This window comes from Variovorax sp. OV084 (genome assembly GCF_900111625.1).
In the GTDB taxonomy this organism is placed as follows: Bacteria; Pseudomonadota; Gammaproteobacteria; order Burkholderiales; family Burkholderiaceae_C; genus Variovorax.
The window spans coordinates 68,446-86,522 of record NZ_FOII01000004.1 but is presented as its reverse complement, the minus strand read 5'-3'; the positions used below and the strand labels follow the sequence as shown (position 1 = coordinate 86,522).

The 18,077-nt window shown below is 68.4% G+C and carries 18 protein-coding genes; 5 read left to right on the top strand and 13 right to left on the bottom strand.

All coding sequences use genetic code 11. The annotated features are described in order from the left end of the window. Positions 1-1,491: an Asp-tRNA(Asn)/Glu-tRNA(Gln) amidotransferase subunit GatB gene (gene gatB / locus BMW87_RS13215; protein ID WP_093053532.1), complete on the top strand. Its 1,491-nt coding sequence runs from the start codon at positions 1-3 to the stop codon at positions 1,489-1,491. Between the two features lie 43 nt (positions 1,492-1,534). On the opposite strand, the gene BMW87_RS13210 is transcribed toward gatB, so the two are convergent. Next, positions 1,535-2,230: a DUF4124 domain-containing protein gene (locus BMW87_RS13210; RefSeq protein WP_177192769.1), complete on the bottom strand. Its 696-nt coding sequence runs from the start codon at positions 2,228-2,230 to the stop codon at positions 1,535-1,537. Positions 2,231-2,243: 13 nt separating this feature from the next. Continuing rightward, positions 2,244-2,930, bottom strand: a complete 687-nt coding sequence (gene pyrE, locus BMW87_RS13205) for an orotate phosphoribosyltransferase (protein ID WP_093053529.1) — start codon at positions 2,928-2,930, stop codon at positions 2,244-2,246. Positions 2,931-2,942: 12 nt separating this feature from the next. Between pyrE and BMW87_RS13200 the strand changes: the two genes are divergently transcribed. Further along, entirely contained in the window at positions 2,943-3,746 is an 804-nt protein-coding gene (locus BMW87_RS13200) for an exodeoxyribonuclease III (protein ID WP_093053526.1), read from the top strand. Between the two features lie 8 nt (positions 3,747-3,754). On the opposite strand, the gene BMW87_RS13195 is transcribed toward BMW87_RS13200, so the two are convergent. From BMW87_RS13195 to BMW87_RS13150, 10 genes are read right to left on the bottom strand one after another with little or no spacing between them, the layout of a single operon-like run. Then, a complete protein-coding gene (locus BMW87_RS13195) occupies positions 3,755-5,272 on the bottom strand; it encodes an amidohydrolase family protein (protein WP_256216752.1) in 1,518 nt (505 codons plus the stop codon). A gap of 28 nt (positions 5,273-5,300) precedes the next feature. Continuing rightward, the gene (locus BMW87_RS13190; RefSeq protein WP_093076755.1) at positions 5,301-6,356 is read right to left on the bottom strand and encodes an ABC transporter substrate-binding protein; all 1,056 of its coding nucleotides are present in this window, start codon (positions 6,354-6,356) and stop codon (positions 5,301-5,303) included. 21 nt (positions 6,357-6,377) lie between these two features. Continuing rightward, positions 6,378-6,791 carry a DUF3830 family protein gene (locus BMW87_RS13185; protein WP_093054233.1) on the bottom strand — a complete coding sequence of 138 codons (414 nt, stop codon included), beginning with the start codon at positions 6,789-6,791 and terminating at the stop codon, positions 6,378-6,380. A gap of 5 nt (positions 6,792-6,796) precedes the next feature. Further along, on the bottom strand, positions 6,797-7,573 hold the full coding sequence (locus BMW87_RS13180) for an ABC transporter permease (protein ID WP_093076753.1): 777 nt from the start codon (positions 7,571-7,573) through the stop codon (positions 6,797-6,799). Further along, positions 7,570-8,460, bottom strand: a complete 891-nt coding sequence (locus BMW87_RS13175; protein WP_093076752.1) for an ABC transporter ATP-binding protein — start codon at positions 8,458-8,460, stop codon at positions 7,570-7,572. The genes BMW87_RS13180 and BMW87_RS13175 overlap by 4 nt, the downstream gene beginning before the upstream one ends. Before the next feature lie 8 nt (positions 8,461-8,468). Further along, positions 8,469-9,614 carry a cyanuric acid amidohydrolase gene (locus BMW87_RS13170; protein WP_093077160.1) on the bottom strand — a complete coding sequence of 382 codons (1,146 nt, stop codon included), beginning with the start codon at positions 9,612-9,614 and terminating at the stop codon, positions 8,469-8,471. Continuing rightward, positions 9,611-11,080, bottom strand: a complete 1,470-nt coding sequence (gene allB, locus BMW87_RS13165) for an allantoinase AllB (RefSeq protein WP_093053511.1) — start codon at positions 11,078-11,080, stop codon at positions 9,611-9,613. Before allB ends, BMW87_RS13170 begins: the two co-directional genes overlap by 4 nt. Before the next feature lie 10 nt (positions 11,081-11,090). After that, on the bottom strand, positions 11,091-11,882 hold the full coding sequence (locus BMW87_RS13160) for an SDR family NAD(P)-dependent oxidoreductase (RefSeq protein ID WP_093076750.1): 792 nt from the start codon (positions 11,880-11,882) through the stop codon (positions 11,091-11,093). A 14-nt stretch (positions 11,883-11,896) separates the two neighbouring features. After that, the gene (locus tag BMW87_RS13155) at positions 11,897-12,952 is read right to left on the bottom strand and encodes an ABC transporter substrate-binding protein (RefSeq protein ID WP_093053504.1); all 1,056 of its coding nucleotides are present in this window, start codon (positions 12,950-12,952) and stop codon (positions 11,897-11,899) included. 11 nt (positions 12,953-12,963) lie between these two features. Continuing rightward, a complete protein-coding gene (locus BMW87_RS13150) occupies positions 12,964-13,785 on the bottom strand; it encodes a cysteine hydrolase family protein (protein ID WP_093053501.1) in 822 nt (273 codons plus the stop codon). Positions 13,786-13,913: 128 nt separating this feature from the next. Between BMW87_RS13150 and BMW87_RS13145 the strand changes: the two genes are divergently transcribed. Next, positions 13,914-14,822 (top strand): LysR family transcriptional regulator, encoded by a 909-nt coding sequence (locus tag BMW87_RS13145; RefSeq protein ID WP_093053498.1) that lies wholly within the window; start codon positions 13,914-13,916, stop codon positions 14,820-14,822. Here BMW87_RS13145 and BMW87_RS13140 read toward each other — a convergent pair. Next, positions 14,819-15,727, bottom strand: a complete 909-nt coding sequence (locus BMW87_RS13140) for a LysR family transcriptional regulator (protein ID WP_093076748.1) — start codon at positions 15,725-15,727, stop codon at positions 14,819-14,821. The genes BMW87_RS13145 and BMW87_RS13140 overlap by 4 nt on opposite strands. Before the next feature lie 102 nt (positions 15,728-15,829). Between BMW87_RS13140 and BMW87_RS13135 the strand changes: the two genes are divergently transcribed. Both BMW87_RS13135 and BMW87_RS13130 read left to right on the top strand, forming a co-directional pair. Then, positions 15,830-17,068, top strand: a complete 1,239-nt coding sequence (locus BMW87_RS13135; RefSeq protein ID WP_093076747.1) for a flavin-dependent oxidoreductase — start codon at positions 15,830-15,832, stop codon at positions 17,066-17,068. 31 nt (positions 17,069-17,099) lie between these two features. Beyond that, a complete protein-coding gene (locus BMW87_RS13130; RefSeq protein WP_093076745.1) occupies positions 17,100-18,065 on the top strand; it encodes a tripartite tricarboxylate transporter substrate binding protein in 966 nt (321 codons plus the stop codon). Positions 18,066-18,077 lie beyond the last annotated feature (12 nt).

Sequence of the window (18,077 nt, the reverse complement as noted above, 5' to 3'; positions counted from 1 at the left end):
ATGAGCGAGACCGTGAACACATTCGAAGCACAACAACAGGGCCGCCCGACCGGTCCGCTGGTGCGCGGCTATGAAGTCATCATCGGCTTCGAGACGCACGCGCAGCTGTCGACCGCGAGCAAGATCTTCAGCCGCGCCTCCACCGCCTTCGGCGCCGAGCCCAACACGCAGGCTTGCGCGGTCGACCTGGCACTGCCCGGCACGCTGCCCGTGATGAACAAGGGCGCCGTCGAGCGCGCCATCAAGCTCGGCCTCGCGCTGGGCTCGCACATCGCGCCGCGCAGCGTGTTCGCGCGCAAGAACTACTTCTACCCCGACCTGCCCAAGGGCTACCAGATCAGCCAGTTCGAGATCCCGGTCGTCCAGGGCGGCTCGGTTTCGTTCTTCCTCGGCGAAGAACAGAAGACCGTGCGCCTCGTGCGCGCCCACCTCGAGGAAGACGCGGGCAAGTCGCTGCACGAGGACTTCATCGGCCAGAGCGGCATCGACCTGAACCGCGCCGGCACGCCGCTGCTTGAAATCGTGACCGAGCCCGACATGCGCTCCACTGCCGAGGCCGTGGCCTACGCGAAGGAGCTGCACAAGATCGTCACGTGGATCGGCATCTGCGACGGCAACATGCAGGAAGGCAGCTTCCGCTGCGACGCCAACGTGTCGGTGCGCAAGCCCGGCGACAAGCTCGGCACGCGCCGCGAGATCAAGAACCTGAACAGCTTCAAGTTCATGCAGCAGGCGATCGACTACGAGATCCGCTGGCAGATCGAAGAGATCGAGGACGGCCGCGAGATCGAACAGGCCACCGTGCTGTTCGACCCCGACACAGGCGAGACGCGCGCGATGCGTGCCAAGGAAGACTCGGCCGACTACCGTTACTTCCCTGACCCCGACCTGCCCCCGCTGGTCATCGCCGCCGACTGGATCGAGCGCGTGAAGGCCACCATGCCCGAGCTGCCGCGCGCGATGGCCGAGCGCTACGTGCGCGACCACGGCCTGTCGGAATACGACGCGGCGCAGCTCACGCAGAGCGCCGCGCTCGCCGCCTACTTCGACGAAGCCGTGAACGCGGGCGCCACGCCCAAGCTCGCGAGCAACTGGATCACCGGCGAAATGGCGCGCCGCCTGAACGCCGCCGAAATCGGCATCGAAGCCGCACCGGTGAAGGCACAGCAACTGGCCCAGCTGGTGAAGCGCATCGCCGACGGCACGCTGCCCAACAACGCCGCGCGCCAAGTGTTCGAAGCCCTGTGGACCGGCGAAGGCAGCGATGTCGACGCGATCATCGAGGCCAAAGACCTGAAGCCGATGAACGACACCGGCGCGCTCGACAAGATCCTCGACGAAGTGATCGCGAAGAACGCCAAGAACGTCGAGGAATACCGCGGCGGCAAGGAGAAGGCGCTCAACGCCCTCGTGGGTCAGGTCATGAAGGCCAGCGGCGGCAAGGCCAATCCGGCGCAGGTCACCGAGCTGCTGAAAGCCAAGCTGGGCTGATGGCAGGAAACCGGGGCCTTGGTGCAAGGCCCCGGCAGGTTCATCAGCGGGGATTCCCGCCGTTCTGCGGCGACCAGAGCGTCTTCAGACGCGTGCGCTCTTCGTCGAAGCGCGCATTCACCCGCTTCTTCTCTTCTTCCTGCTCCGCAATGAAGCGGTTCTGCACCGCCACGCTCTGCGTGTTGTCTTCGAGCTTGCGGCGCACAGCGCCCGGCGCCTTGGTGGTGTCCTGCTTGTAGAACTCCATCTCCTCGTCGATCTTCTTGCGGTCTTCGCTCAGCTCGGCAATGCGCTTGCGCGCCGCCTGGGTCACCGCATCGATCTGCGCCAGCGCCTCGCTGCGCTCGCGGTCGTGCGTGGCGAGGTTGGGGTAGCGCACCAGCAGCGCACGTTCACGGCGCCGCTCGTCGGTCAGGCGCGCGGTCTGGATGGCGGCTTCGCGGGCGCGGTCTTCGCGCTCCTGCAGCTCGCGCGCGGTGTAGGTCGGCTCGACCTTGCGGCGCACCGAGCCGCTCGGGTTCAGTTCGCGCTGCTCGCGGTCGGTGCACTCGGCAATCGGCCGGTCGGCCGTCAGCGTGCGGCCGCGGGCGTCGGTGCAGGTATAGATGCCGGGGGAGGCGCCTTCCACTTTCTGCGGTTGCGCTTGCAAGGCGCCGCAGAACGAGGAAACCGCCAGGAAGAAAGAAGCCGACGCCAGCAGGCGAATCGGCTTGCCGTGATCGTCGCGTGCGTCGTGCATGGGCGCCCTTGCCTCAGCTGGTGGCGCCGTAGCGCGTGCGGTAGGCCAGCACGCGCTCGCGGTGCGCGCCCAGGTCGGCAGCGGCGTTGCCCGAGAGGTAGCTCAGCAGGTCGTCCAGCGTGGCGATGGCAATCACCGACAGGCCGAGCTGGTTGCGCACGTACTGCACGGCGCTGTGGTTTACGTCGACACCGTTCTCGGTGGCCTTTTCCTGCCGGTCGAGCGCGATGGCCACTGCATGCGGCGTGGCGCCCGCTGCCTGGATCGCCGCGATCGACTCGCGCACCGCGGTACCGGCCGACATCACGTCATCGACGATCAGCACACGGCCCTTCAGGGGCGCGCCCACCAGGTTGCCGCCTTCGCCGTGCGCCTTGGCTTCCTTGCGGTTGTAGGCAAAGGGGTAGTTGCGCCCGCGCCGGGCCAGCTCGGCGGCTACCGTGGCGCCCAGTGGAATGCCCTTGTAGGCGGGGCCGAAGATCATGTCGAATTCGAGCCCGCTTTCGATCAGCCGGTCTGCATAGAATCCGGCGAGCCGGGCGATCTTGCCGCCGTCGTCGAAGAGCCCCGAATTGAAGAAATAGGGGCTCATCCGACCGGCCTTGGTCTTGAATTCGCCAAAGCGCAGCACGCCGGCATCCAACGCAAACTGGACGAAGTCCTGTGCGACCGCGCTGCTTTTCTCACCATCTACAGCCATCGGGAATTCCTTGTGTTCAAACTGACCAGTCTCAATCTCAATGGCCTGCGTTCGGCCGCTACCAAAGGCGTGGCCGACTGGGTGGCCGAACTTGCGCCGGATTGTATTTGCATGCAGGAGATCCGCGTCCAGGCCAGCGACATCGAAGGCCGGTTCGAGGAAATGGCCGGCCTCAAGGGCCATTTCCACTTCGCCGAGAAAAAAGGCTACGCCGGCACCGCCATCTACACCAAGCACAAGCCAAGCCAGGTCGTGGTGGGCTGGGGCGACGCCGAGTTCGACGCCGAGGGCCGCTACCTCGAACTGCGCTTCGACACGCCCAAGCGCAAGTTCTCGGTCATCAGCTGCTACTTCCCGAGCGGCAGCTCGGGCGAGGAGCGGCAGGAGGCCAAGTTCCGCTTCCTGAAAGGCTTCTTCCCGCACCTGGTGGCACTGAAGAAGGAGCGCGAGTTCGTGCTGTGCGGCGACATCAACATCGCCCATAAAGAGATCGACCTGAAGAACTGGCGCGGCAACCAGAAGAACAGCGGCTTCCTGCCCGAAGAACGCGCCTGGATGACGAAGCTGCTCGACGCCGGCGCCGAGGGCGCAGGCCTGGTCGACGTGTACCGCATGCTCAAGCCCGACACCACCGGCGATGCCTACACCTGGTGGAGCAACCGCGGGCAGGCCTATGCGAACAACGTGGGGTGGCGGCTCGACTACCACCTGGCCACGCCGAAGACCGCGGCGCTGGCGCGCACCGAGCAGATCTACAAGACCGTGAAGTTCTCGGACCACGCGCCGATCACGGTGGACTACGACTTCAAGCTGTAAGGCGCGGCCTAGCCGCAGCAGCCACCCATCCGCCCGCGCCGATAGAACGGCCCGAGGTCCTCGGCCAGCGCCTTGACGGTCCCGCGCCACGACAGGGCGCCAGCAGCATCCGCCGCCAGTGCGCCGCGCATGCGTGCCAGCAGTTCGGCGCGCAGCGCGGGCTCGTCGACGCCCTGCACGCGGCCCGCATCGACCACCACGCGCCCGCCGACCAGCACCTTGGCAATGTGGCGGCCGTTGGCCCGCGCCAGCAGCAGATCGAGCGGATCCGTCTCGGCGAAGACCGCGTCGTCGTCGAGCGCATCCCAGTCCAGCAACACCAAGTCGGCCGCGGCGCCGGGCACGATGCTGCCGCCGCCAGCCAGCCCGCCGCGCACGCTGCGCGGACCGTTGCGCGCGGCAAAGGCCCAGAGCTGGTCGCGCGTCATCGTGGTGTCGTAGCCCCAGCCGCGGTGCAGCGAGTACGCCAGCCGCATCTCGCGCAGCGCGTCGTCGTCTTCGTCGAAGGCCATGCCGTCCAGGCCCATGGCCACGCGGCATCCGTGCCGCAGCATCTCGGGCACCGGCGCAATACCCGACTTGAGCCCCAGGTTGGAGCTGGTGTTGACCGCGATCGTCGCGCCGCGCTCGGCAATCAGCGCCAGTTCCTCGGGCCGCGCCCAGGCGCAGTGCGCGAGCGTGAGGCGCGGGCCCAGCAGCCCGATGTCGTCGAGAAAACGGACGATGCCGCCGGGGTGGTTGGCATCGGCCCAGTCGCGCTGGTAGCGCGTTTCGAGCAGGTGCATGTGAACAGGCCGGCCCGTGTCGGCCGATGCCTGCGCAATTGCCTCGAGCAGCGGCGTGCTGCACCACTGCACCGCCGTCGGGCCGTACTGGACGGTCGCGTGGCCGCCATGGTCGTCCTCTTCCAACATGCGCGCGACCTCGTCGACCAGCGCAAGCTGCTGCGCGGGAGCCACCGGCTTCACCGCCAGCCGTTCGGCCACTGCATGGCGGATGCCGGGGCGCAGCGCCGCCAGAACGCTCGCGTCGTCGCAGTAGGCAATGCCGTGGCGGTCGCGCATGGCAATGGCGAAGCCGATGCGCACGCCGACGTCGCGCGCCGCGCGCGCCACCGCCCTAGCCTCGTCGACATAGGCCATGCCGCCCTGCACGCGCGTGTAGTGGACCATCAGGTTCGCCACGCCATGCCGCACCGAACGCGCGAACGAGGTCGCGGCGCAAAGGTACGGGTCCATGCCCGGCACCACGCCCAGGAACGGCAGCCAGCCTTCGAGCGGCTGGCCGAAGGCGCCCAGCGTGGCGCTGCGGAAGGTGCGCGCATGATCGTGCGCGTTGGTCAGCGCCGGCAGCGCGAGCAGGCGCGGCGTGCCCGTGCCGGCGACGGCCTCTTCCGCCAGCGGCGCGATCGACCGGATGCAGCCGTCCTCCAGCTCGATGCGCACATCCGATTGCGCAGGCTGCGCGCCGGGATCGGCCAGCAGCCAGGCGCAGTCGAGCGGGCCTTCGTGCATGCGAGCGGACATGGCGTTTCCTTCGTAGTCGGGTGGGCGTTCAGGGCGCAGCGATCTTGCGCTCCGCAAGCGGCGGCAGGAAGCGCCGGTCGAAGACCTCGCCTGCGGTCGGTGCATTCGCCAGTTCGAACGCTTCCTTCACCTGCCCGATGGCACGCGTCATGCGCTCGTCGTTCACGTCACCGATGCCGCCGGTGCCAACCTCGGGCGTCAGCATCACGGTGCGAAGCGTGTAGAGCAAGCGCCGCTTCTCCAGCGCCTGGTTGAGCAGCGGCTCGCGCTTCATCAACGCGGCAATGGCCGCGTCGGGGTCGGCCACCGTGTCGCGCACCGCCTTGTTGACGGCACGCACCAGCCCGGCCACGGCCTGCGGCTTGTCCCTGAGCAACTGGCGGGACACCAGCACGCCGTTGCCGTACAGGTCGACGCCGTGGTCGCCGTAGTGGAACCAGCGGATGTCCTTGTCCGGGTCCACGCCCTGCGCCACCAGGTTCATGTAGCTGGTCACCGAGAACACGGCCGAGCCCTCGACGTGGTCCTTCAGCAGCATCTGCTCCTGCAGGTTGGGTGCCATGCTGGTCCACTTGACCTTGCCCGCGTCCACGCCGTTGCGGGCCGCCATCAGCGGGAACATGCGTTGCGCGGCGCCGCCGGCCGGCGAGCCCAGCGTGCGGCCCTCAAGGTCCTTGAGGGTCCTGATGGGGCTGCCCGCCTTCACGATGAGCGCGAACGGCGCGCGGTTGTAGACCATGTAGACCATCACGGGCGCGGCGCCGGGCTTGGCGGCCGCGTTCTGGATGACCGCATTCACGTCGCCGAAACCCGCGTCGTAGGCCCCGGCCATCACCTTGGTCACGGCCGCCGCCGAGCCGTCGCCCTGGTCGATCGTCACCGCGAGCTTTTCCGCGGCGAAGTAGCCCCGGTCTTCGGCGAGGTAGTACCAGGCATGGATGCCCTGCAACTTCCAGTCGAGGACGAACTTGATGGGTGTGAGCTGCTGGGCGCGTGCTTCGCGCACCGGAAGCGCCGCGAGCGATGCGCCCAACGCGGCGGACACCGCGACGACCGCTGCGCGGCGGGATACTGGAAAGAACATGCGAGGCTCCCGTGGGTTGAATCAGATGGCTTCGAAGAGAACGTCCTGCGCGCCTTCCCACAGCACCCTGGTGCCGAGCGTGCGCAACTGCTCCCGCCCTTCGACGATGGTGAGGAAGTGGTTGCCCGCAAGCGTGCCCATCTTGCTGGCGAAGCTGCAGGCGCCGTAGGCCAGGATGATCTCGGTCTCGCTGTAGCCGCCGGGGTAGAACAGGATGTCGCCCACCGACGGATGGCTGGTGTGGTTCTCGAAGCCCACGCCCAGCTGGAAGTCGCCCAGCGGCACCCAGCAGCCTTCGCCGCTCCAGCGCACGTGAATGAGCTTCTGCCGGTAAGGCAGCAGCCGGCGGAAAGCCGCGACGGTGAGCGGCGCGTCGGGGTGCGTCTGCGCCACGAAGCGCAGGCCGCCGGCGGTGATACGGACGAGATCGCTCATGTCGTTCATGCCATTGCCATGTCGGTCTTGCGCTGGGCCCAGCCCGTCATGCGCCGCTCGACCAGCGACGAGACGGCATACAGCGCCACCCCCATCGCAGCAAGCAGGAAGAGCCCGGCGAACACCATCGGCACATCGAAGTTTCCGCTGGCGATCATCATCACCGTGCCGATGCCCTGGTTGGACGCGACCGTCTCGCTCAGCACGGTGCCCACGAAGGCCAGCGTGATCGCGATCTTGAGCGAGGCGAACAGGTAGGGCAGCGCACGCGGCAGGCCCACGTTCCAGAGAATGTCGCGCTTCCTCGCGCCGAGCACGCGCAGCACGTCCTCCAGCTCGGGCTCGGTGCTCGCGAGGCCGGTGGCCACGTTGACCACCACCGGAAAGATGCTGATCACCATCGAGGTCAGGATCGCCGGCACCGTGCCCGCGCCGAACCACACCACGAACAGCGGCACCACCGCCACCTTCGGAATGCTGGAGAACCCCACCAGCAGCGGATAGGTCACGTCGTAGGCCAGCTTCGAAGAACCGATCATCACGCCGATGACGATGCCCGCTCCCACGCCCAGCACGAAGCCGGCGAGCGTGGTGTAGAGCGTCTGCACGGTGTGCGGCCACAGCAGCGGCATCTTCTGGATCAACACCGCCGCGATCTGGCTCGGGCGCGGCAGGATCAGGTCGGACACGCCGAAGGCCAGGCACACCACCTCCCAGAGCACGAAGAAGCCGACGAGCGCGCCCGCGGAAAGCAGGCGCTGCCGTGCGAGCGGCGCGATCATGCGGCCACCTCTTCGAGCACATTCCCAGGCGGCACCGGCATCGGTACTGGCACCGCATCGCTTTCGCGGCGCGCCTGCGCGATGCGCATGCGCAGCTGCTGCACCAGCGCCGCGAACTCGGGCGCATAGCTGCTCTCCAGCGTGCGCGGCCGCGCGAAGCCCACGTCGCGCGTTTCGAGAATGCGCCCCGGCCGCGCGCTCATCACGCAGATGCGGTTGGCCAGGTAGGCCGACTCGCGCAGGTCGTGCGTCACCAGCAGCACGGTCGGGCGCTTGGCGATCCACAGCGTCTGCATGATGTCCCACAGCTCCTCGCGCGTGAACTGGTCGAGTGCGCCGAAGGGCTCGTCGAGCAGCAGCAGTTCGGGCTCGTGCACGAGCGCACGGCACAGCGAGGCGCGCTGCAGCATGCCGCCCGACAGCTGCCACGGCCGCTTGTCGCCGAAGCCCTTGAGCCCCACCTGCGCCAGCAGCGCATCGGCGCGCTCGGCGTATTCGCTGCGCTTCTTGCTGCGGTAGTGCTGCCGGAAGGGCTCGACGATCTTCAGCGGGATCATCACGTTCTCGCGGATCGTGAGCCACGGCAGCATGGTCGGGTTCTGGAAGGCGAGGCCGATGCGAAGGCGCGGCGCCGCCGACGCATGCGCACCCGCCGGGGCCAGCGTGCCGGCCGCGCCCACCTCGCGCCCGCCGGCAATCACCGCGCCCGCACTCGGCCTCAGCAGGCCGGCCACCAGCTTCAGGATGGTCGACTTGCCGCAGCCGCTCGGGCCCACCAGGGCAACGAAGTCGCCCTTCTCGATGTCCAGCGTCGTATGGTCCAGCGCGATGGTGCCGCCGGCATAGCGCAGCATCACGTCGGACAGTTGGATGAATGCGTTGCCCATGAGGTCCTTCAGGAAAATGTGGAGTCCGTGTCGTCCACCCGCAGGATCGCGGCCACCGGGCCGCCTCCCGCGGGCCCCTGGTGCTCGGCGCCGCCCGACACGTACAGCGCCGTATGGCCGGCCACCGAGGCCAGCACACCGCCCACCACGGCACGCGCATGGCGCGTCGAGTGAATGTCGGAGTCGTTGAGCATGGTGTGGCGCGTGTCGCGCACGCGGCCGTCGGGGCTGGCCTCGGCCTTCGCGAGCAGGTTCACGAGCCGCGCCGACAAGGCCTGCGCATCGCGCTCCGGGTCGAGCCCGAAGGCATCGCGCAGCAAGGCGCGCACGCTCGCGGCGTCGATCGCATCGCGCATCACCGCATGGGCGATGCGGAACGCCGACGCGCTGCCTTGCGCCTCGCCGAGCACGATGACGACGTTGTCTTCCAGCTCGATGCCGGCCGAGGCCGATGCGCGCGCGGAGAACAGCCGCCAATCGCTCATCACGCTGGCATCGCAGACCTCTTCGCGCGCGACTTCGCCAAGCGCGACCGCCACACCGAGCGCCGATGCGCCGCGCGAATAGCCCATCGACTCATAGCTGTCGTGGGTCACGGGTGCGGCGCCGCGTGCCAGCGCGGCGGAGACCTTGGCCGCGGTAAGCAACGGGCACTTGACCTGCACGAAGTGCACGTCGTCCGCGCTCTCGATGCCCGCATCGCGCATGGCCTCGGCCACGGCTTCGGCCGTGGCGTCGACCTGTGCGGTGCGGCCCAATTCCTCCGGCAGGAAGGCGCGCGTGTGCGCGACGCCGACCACGAGGCGCTTGCCCAGGCCTGCCGGCGCTTCGGCCACCCAGCGCCGCGTGAACACCGTGAAGTGCGGCGACAGCACGCCCTCGGTGCCGCCCGACATCACCAGCGCCACGCGGGCATGCAGCGCGTCGGGCGTGCAACCCAGCGCGGGCGCCAGCAGATGGCACCAGGCACTGGATGCGTACTCGCGCGTGAAGTCGTTGACGCAGCCGTTGCCTTCGGTCTTTCCCATCACGGCCACGATGTCGGCCGCGACGATCTCGCCCGCATCGATCAGTGCCCTGGCGCCGCTCAGGTCGCCCGGGCCGTTGCACGGAATGCGCCATACCTGCACCTGCTGCACGCGGCCCGCGTTCATGCGGCGCTCCAATCCACCGCACCCACCGGCACGGCCGTCGCAGGCACGCCGGCCGGCGTCTGCAGGATCGCGCTGCTGTAGTGCTCGGTGTTGCGCGGCTTCGGAGTGGGCATCTTCTGCACACCCTTCACCGTGCGCCCCCAGCCGACCGCATCGCTCACCAGCTTGCCTTCGCGCATCACGAAGCGCCCGCGCAGCAGCGTGTGCAGCGGATAGCCCTTCACCGCGCGGCCGTTCCACGGCGATATCTTGCTGATGCTCTGCAGCCGGTTCTGCGACAGCGTGCCGGCGCGCTGCATGTCGACGATCGCGATGTCGGCGTGCGCACCCGGCGCGATCACGCCCTTGGTGCCATACAGGCCCCAGGCCCTGGCCGGGTTCACCGCGCTCCAGCGCACGTAGTCCATCAGCGTGGCGCGCTCGCGGTTCACCTCGGTCAGCATCAGCGGCATCTGCGTCTCCACGCCCGGAAAGCCGCAGTCGCAGTCCCAGATGCTCTCGCGGGTCTTCTCTTCGGGGGTGTGCGGCGCGTGGTCGGTCGCGATCATGTCGAGCGTGCCGTCGAGCAGCGCGTCCCACAACGGCTGGTTGTGGCGCGCCTCGCGGATCGGCGGGTTGAGCCGCATCACGCCGCCGAGCTTCAGCATGTGGCTGGTGTTCAGCAGCAGGTACTGCGGGCAGGTCTCGGCCGTCACGTCGACGCCGCGGCGCTTGGCTTCGCGCAGCAGGAAGAGCGAATCGGCCGCGCTGTGGTGCGCGATGTGCACGCGCGCGCCGGTCCACTCGGCCAAGGTGAGCACGCGGCCAATGGCTTCGATCTCGGCCACCGCCGGGCGCGCGGCCAGGTGCGCCATCGCATCGATGCGGCCGGCGGCCTGCATCTGCTTCTGGCGGCGCTGCAGGATTGACGAGTTCTCCGCATGCACCACGGTGCGGATACCCAACGGGGCGAGCTTCTCGAAACCCTCGAGCAACGCACCATCGGTGGGCGCGGGCAGGTTGCCGAAGGTGTTGCCGACAAAGGCCTTGAAGCTGGTGACGCCGGCGTCGAGAAGTTCTTCGAGCCGCTCGACCGTATCGTCGCCCAACAGGCCGTGGATGCCGAAGTCGCAATACGACGACTCGGCTGCCTTCTGCTTCAGGCGCAGGGCCTCGACGGTGCCCGTCGCCGGATTGGTGTTGGGCATCTCGAACACGGTGGTCACGCCGCCCATCGCGGCGGCGGCCGATCCGGTCTTCCAGGTTTCCTTGTTCGGGTAGCCCGGGTCGCGGAAATGCACGTGGCTGTCGATGGCGCCCGGCAGCAGGAACAGCCCGTCGGCGCGCATCTCCTCGCGCGCCGGCGGCATGGTGTCGTCATGGCCGACGGCCACGATGTGCTCGCCTGCGATGGCCACGCTGGCTTCGATGATCTGGTCTGCGGACACGACGCGCGCGCCGCGAATGACGAGGTCGACTTCTTTCATGCCGGTCTCCTCAGAGCATGGCCCAGCCGCCGTCGACGGGCAGGTCGACGCCGGTGATCTGTCGGGACACATCGCTCGCCATGAAGAGGCAGGCGTTGGCAACGTCGGCATCGGTGGAGACGCGGCGCAGCGCATAGTCGGCCGCGTGCCGCGTCATCGCTTCTTCCAGCGTGATGCCGAGCTTGTCGGCCATGTTGGCGCACACCTTCTCGCGAAAGCGCGGCCCGTCGACCATGCCGGGCGCCACGCAATTCACATTGATGCCGTACGGGCCGGCCTCCAGCGCAAAGCTCTTGGTGATGCCGCGCAGGCCCCACTTCGAGGCCGAGTAGGCCATGCGGCCGGCGCGTCCGCGCATGCCGAAGGTGCCGCCGACGTTCACCACCTTGCCGCTCCTGCGCTCGATCATCGAGGGCAGCACGGCGCGCATTGTGTTGAAACAGCCGGTCATGTTGAGCTGCACGATCTCGTCGAATTCCTCGCTCGTGGTTTCCCAGCCGGTCTTGCCGATCGGGCCCGAGCCGCCAGCCACGTTGACCAGCACGTCGATGCGGCCGAAGGCCTCCAGCGCATGCGCGGCCAGTGCCTCGGTCTGCGCGCCCACGGTCAGGTCGCAGGGCACGACGACCGCATCGACGCCGAGCACGCGCGCCTCTTCGGCCACAGGCTCGATGGCACCGGTGTCGCGCCCGGCCAGCACCAGCTTCGCGCCTTCCCGTGCAAAGGCCAGCGTCACGGCGCGCCCCATGCCCTTGGCCGGGCCGGTGATGAGCGCCACCTTGTCTCTCAGTTGCAGTTCCATGTCGTTTCTCGCTTTCAGTTCAAAGTCTTGGAGGGGCGCTCGGCGCGCGCGGGCAGGAAGCTGCGGTCGAACACTTCGGCGGGCGCCGGTGTGCGCGGCAGCTGGTTGGCGTCCACCACGATGTCGATGGATTTCTTCAATCGCGCGTCGTCCACGTCGCCCAGGCCGATGCGGGCCACCTCCGGGTGGCTCATGTCGTTGCGCAGCGTGGCGAGCAGCTTTTCCTTCTCGACCTCGCGCTTGAGCAGCGGCTCGCGCTTCATGACGTAGTCGATGCCCATGTCCGGGTCGGCAATGACTTCCTTCACCGCGCGGTTCAGCGCCTTCACGAAGCCTTGCACCGCCTTGGGGTTGTCCCGGGCGAAGACGCGCGAGAAGAACACGGCGTTCGAATACAGGTCCATGCCGTGGTCGCCGTAGCGGATGAAGCGCAGGTCCTTCGCCGGATCGAGCCCCATCGCCTTCGCGCTGAAGCTCACGGTGGTGACGTAGCCGAAGGCGGCGTCGATCTGCCCGCGCGTGAGCATCTGCTCGCGCAGGTTGGGCGCCATGTTGGTGATGCTTACCTTCGACGCATCGACCTTCGCGATCCTGGCGAAGGCCGGGAACAGCTTCAGCGCGCCGTCGTTGGCGGGGCCGCCGATGGTCTTGCCTTCGAGGTCCTTGGGCGTCTTGATGGGGCTGCCCTCCTTCACCACCAGCGTGAAGGGCGGCGTGTTGTAGAGCATGTAGACCGCCACCGGCGCATCGGCCGGGCGTTTCGATGCCAGGTCGACCAGTGCGTTCAGGTCGCCGAAGCCGGCCTGGTAGGCGCCCGCCGCCACCTTCGGGATCGAGGCCGCGGAGCCCTCGCCCTGGTCGATCTCGACGTCGAGGCCCTCGGCCTTGAAGTAGCCCTTGTCCTGGGCGACGAAGAACCAGGCCTGCGGGCCTTCGTACTTCCAGTTGAGCACGAGCTTGACGGGCACCTGCGCGGCGGCGGAAACGGCCGCCAGGGCCAGGCCGGCGGCAGCGCCCAGCGAAGCGAGCGAACGCACGAGGCGCGAGTTGGCGAAGAAGGACAGCGGCATGCGGAGGACTCCTAGCGTTTCTTGGAGAGTGAGGAAAGCGAAGCGAGCAGCGACTCGGCGGTTGCAACGAAACCGTGCAGCTGCTGCACGATGAAATGAATGCCGCGCGTCACGTAGGCCGGCGACGGGGTGCCGCACGCGTCCTTCAGCAACACGCAGTCGTAGCCGAGGAAGTTCGCGTCCTGCAGCGTCGAGAACACGCAGCGGTCGGTGTTGATGCCGGCGAACAGCAGCGTCGTGATGCCCTGCTGGCGCAGGACGCTGTCGAGCTCGTTGTCCCAGAAGCCGCTGAGGCGGTGCTTGTGCACCGTGATGTCGCCGGGCGCTACAGCCAGCTCGTCGATCACCTGCGCACCCCACTCGCCCTGCACGAGCGACGGGCCGTGGTCGATGGGCGAATGCTCCGCATAGCCCACGCCGTCTGCGCTGCGCTTGCCCTTGAATTGCACCGTGGGCGACAGGTTGAGGCGGTCCGCGCGAATACCCCAGTTGAGCCACACCACGCCGCCGCCAGCCGCGCGCCATGCCGGCAGGAGCCGCGCGATGGTCGGAATGGGCTTGCGCGCCGCGCGAATGCCGATGCCCTTCTGCGCGAACCAGCCCTCGGGATGGCAGAAGTCGTTCTGCATGTCGACCACGACGAGCGCGCTGCGCGCCAGGTCGAACTCGATCGGCTGCGGCTCGGCGGGCATCTGCACGGGCCGTGGCCGCTTCGGGGAGCGCACGAGGCTGACCCGGCCGCCGGCGAGTGTCCAGGCGTTGTGGGGCGCCGGACCGAAACGGACGGGCGGTTGCGCCGCATTGGTGCGCGAGGGTGCAGATCGGCGTGTCATGCTAGATCGGCACGCAGTCGCCGTGCCAGAAGGTGCTCCGAATCCATACCGATTCACGTACTGCCCGTTGCCGTTGCGGCAACAGTCAAGGCAGTGCTCCTGGCGCGCTTCGTGCAATCTCTGCGGGCATGAATCACCTTCGCTTCCTGCGCTATGCAGACGAGGTCGCCCGGGCCGGCTCGATCCGCCAGGCGGCCGAGCGGCTCCATGTCGCGCCCTCCGCCGTCAACCGCCGCATCCAGGACCTGGAGGACGAACTGGGCACACCGCTCTTCGAGCGTTTGCCGCGCGGCATGCGCCTGACCGCCGCGGGCGAACTGTTCGTGCGCTACATCCGCGGCCGCTCTTCGGAGCTGGAGCGGGTGCGCTCCGAAATAGAAGACCTGCAGGGCCTGCGCCGAGGCGCCGTCCGGCTGGTGGCCAGCCAGGCGCTCGCGCCGCGCTTCCTGCCGGCGGCCGTGAATGACTTCGCTGCGGAGCACCCTCTGGTGGCTTTCGATGCGCGCATCGGCGACCACGTACAGGCCGCCGACGCGCTGCGCAGCTTCGAGAGCGACCTCGCGCTGGTGTTCAACCTGGCGCCGGAGTCCGACATCGAGCGCGTGTGCGCGGTCGAGCAGAAGCTCATGGCCATCATGCACAAGCGCCATCCGCTGGCGAAGTCCAAGACCCTGCGCCTGAGCGATTGCGCCGACTACCCTGTGGTGCTGCCGAACCGCGACACCGGCGGGCGCCAGATGCTGGAGCGCTTTCTCGCCCGCAGCTCCACGCGGATAAGGGCCATGGTGGAGAGCAACAGCTTCGAGTTCCTGCGCGGCTGCCTCTACGACGGGCGCTCGATCTCGTTCCAGATGGCCATCGGCGCCGCGGCCGAAGCCCCCGACATCGTGGCGCGGGACATCGAGGACCGCGGCTTTCCGCGTGGCGAACTGGTACTGGCCAGCCTGCGCGGCCGGCAGTTGCCGGTGATCGCCTATGCCTTCGCGGAGTTCCTGCGCAAGCGGCTCGCCGGGGCGCAGGCCGCGGACGCCCGCTAGCGCGACAGCGCGGGCAGCGCCTTCTCCAGCGTGGCGACGAAGGCCTGCATGGCTTCGGTCTCGTGCGCGCCGCGCTTGGTGATGCGGAAGAAGTCCAGCCCCACCTTCGGCTTGGTCAGCACGTCGGTGCGCACGCGGTGCCGGCGGCAGGCGGCCAGCGCAAAGGTCGGCATCACGGCCGTGCCGAAGCCGGCCTCCACCATCGAGATCAGCGTGCCGAAGAAGTTGAACGCGGGCCGCTGCGCGTCGGCGCGGCCGATGGTGGCCAGATGCTGGTCGATCACCTTCTGGATCGGGTTGCCGGGCGGCAGGCCGAGGAGTTCGGCGCTGCGCAACACGGACCATGGCGCGGTGCCGATGGCCGGCGGCTCTTCTTCATCACCATCGCAAGGCGCCACCCGCATCAGGTGAAAGCGCCCTACCGGCGTGCGCTCCAGCCCCACCGCGGCCTTGAAGAAAAAGCCCAGGCCCACATCGGCATCGCCGGCCGCCACCATCGCCTCCACGTCGCGCAGGTCGGCGTCGAACAGGCGCAGGCTCACCTGCGGATGCGCGGCGCGGAAGGTGGTGAACACCCGCGGCAGCAGGTGCGAAGACACCAGCGGCGTGGCCGCAATGCGCAGCGTCTGGCGCGCGGCGTCGCCCTCGGCACCCAGCTCGGCCGCCACGTCATCGAGGTCGGTCACCAGCCGTTCGACCACTGGCAGCAGGCGCCGCCCTGCCGGCGTGAGGCTCACCACGCGCGTGGTGCGATCGAACAGCCGGCAGCCCAGCTGCCTTTCCATCTCGCGGATCAGGATGCTGAGCCCCGCCTGCGTGATGTGCGCCTGCTCGGCCGCGCGCGTGAAGTTGCCCATGCGCGCGACCTGCAAAAAGGCGCGCATCTGCCGGGTCGATAGGTTCATAAGGATTCATGATAAATCCATATCACATCTAAATTTCCCAAATGGCTAGTCTGCGTTCCTAATGCGGCCCGAGACAAAACCGAACGCAACGACCGACCATTCATGAGCAACGAAGTCATCATCCTGGGCGCCGGCATCGGCGGCCTGACCCTGGCGCTGAGCCTGCACCAGGCCGGCATTCCCTGCCGCGTATACGAGGCCGTGCCCGAGCTGAAGCCGCTGGGCGTGGGCATCAACCTGCTGCCGCATGCCGTGCGCGAACTCACCGAACTCGGGCTGCTGGACGCCCTCGACAAGGTCGGCGTGCGCACGCAGGAGGCCGTGTTCTTCACCGAGCACGGCCAGTTGATCTTCCGCGAGGCCGCCGGCCAGCACGCGGGCTACGACTGGCCCCAGTTCTCCATTCACCGCGGCGACCTGCAGACGGTGCTGTACGAAGAGACGCTGAAGCGCCTCGGCCCCGACAGCGTGGTGTGCAACCGCCGCTGCACGGGCGTGACACAGGACGCCGGGGGCGTCACCGTGCACTTTGTCGATGCGCCTTCGGTGCGCGGCGCAATCGCGGTCGGCTGCGACGGCATCCACTCGGCGCTGCGCAAGCAGCTGTACCCGGATGAAGGCGCACCGCGCTATTCGGGCGTGAACATGTGGCGCGGCACCGCGCGCTGGAAGCCCTTTCTCTCGGGCGGCAGCATGGTGCGCGCGGGCTGGCTCGCGGTCGGCAAGATGGTGATCTACCCGATCCGCAACGACATCGACGCCGACGGCAATCAGCTCGTGAACTGGGTCGCCGAGATCCACGCGCCACGGCCCGCCCTGCGCGACTGGAGCCGCGCGGGCCGGCTCGAAGACTTCCTGCCTGCGTTTGCCGACTGGCACTTCGACTGGCTCGACGTGCCCGCGCTGATCCTCGCGTCGGACACCATCCTCGAGTACCCGATGGTCGACCAGGACCCGCTGCCGCGCTGGACGCACGGCCGCCTCACGCTGCTGGGCGACGCGGCGCACCCCATGGTGCCGCGCGGCTCCAACGGTGCCGGGCAGGCGATCATCGATGCGCGCTTCCTGGCCGGTGCGCTGAAGGACCTGGGCGTAGGCACCGCCGCGCTGGAAGACTACGACCGCGTGCGCGTCAAGGCCACCACGAACGTGGTGCTGACCAACCGCAGCAACCCGCCCGACGCGATCCTGCGCGAAGTGTTCGAGCGCTCGGGCGGCAAGCGCTTCCGGAACATCGAGGACGTCGTGCCCGTCGCCGAGCTGCAGGCCATCTCGGACAACTACAAGCGCGTGGCCGGCTACGACCCGGTGGCGCTGAAGGCGCGCGCCTCCTACCTTTGAGCATCACTGAAAAGAACACGGAGACACGACCATGCGTTCGCTGATCAAAAAGACCCTTGCCGCCCTGCTCTTCGCAGCCGGCGCCACCGCCGCCTGCGCCTGGCCCGACCAGCCGATCACGCTGGTGGTGCCCTACACGCCCGGCACCGGCATCGACCTGGTGGCACGCCAGCTCTCGGCCCGCCTGCCTGCCCTGCTGGGCCAGCCGGTGATCGTGGAGAACGTGGCCGGCGCCAGCGGCAACATCGGCAGCGAGCGCGTGGCTCGCGCCAAGCCCGACGGCTACACGCTGATGGTGCAGGTCAACACGCTGGTGATGAACCGCAGCCTGTATCGCTCGCTGAGCTACGACCCGGTGGCCGACTTCGCGCCGGTGTCGCTCACCTCGTGGGGCACGCTGCTGCTGGTGACGAACCCGAACGTGCAGAAGGCGACGACGGTGTCGCAGATGGTGAGCGCTGCCAAGGCGGCCCCCGGCAAGCTGACGTATGCAACGCCGGGCGTCGGCACGCCGCATCACCTGTCGATGGCGCTGTTCATGCAGGGCACGGGCACCGAGATGCTGCATGTGCCGTACAAGGGCACGGCAGGCGCGGTGACCGACCTGCTGGGCGGGCGCATCGACTACATGTTCCTGCCGGTGCACGTGGCGCTGCAGCACATCCAGGTGGGCAAGCTCAAGGCCATTGCCACCGGCAGCGGCAAGCGCCTGCCGCAACTGCCCGACGTGCCCACGCTGGCCGAGGCCGGCGTGACCGCCGACAACGTGGACATGTGGTACGGCGTGCTCGCGCCGAAGGGCACGCCGCCTGACGTGGTGGCGCGGCTCAACAAGGAGATCTCGGCGGTGCTGAAGCAACCCGAGGTGGCGAAGTCTTTCGAGTCCCAGGGCATGGTGCCGGCCAGCTCGACGCCGGCCGAATTCGGCACGCTGATGAAGAAGGATGCGGACCGCTGGGCCGCAGTCGTCAAGCGCGGCAACATCACCGCTGACTGAGGCAGCAGCAGG

Excerpts from the sequence above, each read along its gene's own strand:
- BMW87_RS13195 (WP_256216752.1), bottom strand. The coding sequence starts at position 5,272 with ATGTCCGCTCGCATGCACGAAGGCCCGCTCGACTGCGCCTGGCTGCTG.
- BMW87_RS13160 (WP_093076750.1), bottom strand. The coding sequence starts at position 11,882 with ATGGAACTGCAACTGAGAGACAAGGTGGCGCTCATCACCGGCCCGGCC.
- BMW87_RS13130 (WP_093076745.1), top strand. The coding sequence starts at position 17,100 with ATGCGTTCGCTGATCAAAAAGACCCTTGCCGCCCTGCTCTTCGCAGCC.
- BMW87_RS13150 (WP_093053501.1), bottom strand. The coding sequence starts at position 13,785 with ATGACACGCCGATCTGCACCCTCGCGCACCAATGCGGCGCAACCGCCC.
- BMW87_RS13180 (WP_093076753.1), bottom strand. The coding sequence starts at position 7,573 with ATGATCGCGCCGCTCGCACGGCAGCGCCTGCTTTCCGCGGGCGCGCTC.
- BMW87_RS13155 (WP_093053504.1), bottom strand. The coding sequence starts at position 12,952 with ATGCCGCTGTCCTTCTTCGCCAACTCGCGCCTCGTGCGTTCGCTCGCT.
- BMW87_RS13175 (WP_093076752.1), bottom strand. The coding sequence starts at position 8,460 with ATGGGCAACGCATTCATCCAACTGTCCGACGTGATGCTGCGCTATGCC.
- pyrE (WP_093053529.1), bottom strand. The coding sequence starts at position 2,930 with ATGGCTGTAGATGGTGAGAAAAGCAGCGCGGTCGCACAGGACTTCGTC.
- BMW87_RS13185 (WP_093054233.1), bottom strand. The coding sequence starts at position 6,791 with ATGAGCGATCTCGTCCGTATCACCGCCGGCGGCCTGCGCTTCGTGGCG.
- BMW87_RS13145 (WP_093053498.1), top strand. The coding sequence starts at position 13,914 with ATGAATCACCTTCGCTTCCTGCGCTATGCAGACGAGGTCGCCCGGGCC.
- BMW87_RS13140 (WP_093076748.1), bottom strand. The coding sequence starts at position 15,727 with ATGAACCTATCGACCCGGCAGATGCGCGCCTTTTTGCAGGTCGCGCGC.
- allB (WP_093053511.1), bottom strand. The coding sequence starts at position 11,080 with ATGAAAGAAGTCGACCTCGTCATTCGCGGCGCGCGCGTCGTGTCCGCA.
- BMW87_RS13190 (WP_093076755.1), bottom strand. The coding sequence starts at position 6,356 with ATGTTCTTTCCAGTATCCCGCCGCGCAGCGGTCGTCGCGGTGTCCGCC.
- gatB (WP_093053532.1), top strand. The coding sequence starts at position 1 with ATGAGCGAGACCGTGAACACATTCGAAGCACAACAACAGGGCCGCCCG.
- BMW87_RS13135 (WP_093076747.1), top strand. The coding sequence starts at position 15,830 with ATGAGCAACGAAGTCATCATCCTGGGCGCCGGCATCGGCGGCCTGACC.
- BMW87_RS13170 (WP_093077160.1), bottom strand. The coding sequence starts at position 9,614 with ATGAACGCGGGCCGCGTGCAGCAGGTGCAGGTATGGCGCATTCCGTGC.
- BMW87_RS13210 (WP_177192769.1), bottom strand. The coding sequence starts at position 2,230 with ATGCACGACGCACGCGACGATCACGGCAAGCCGATTCGCCTGCTGGCG.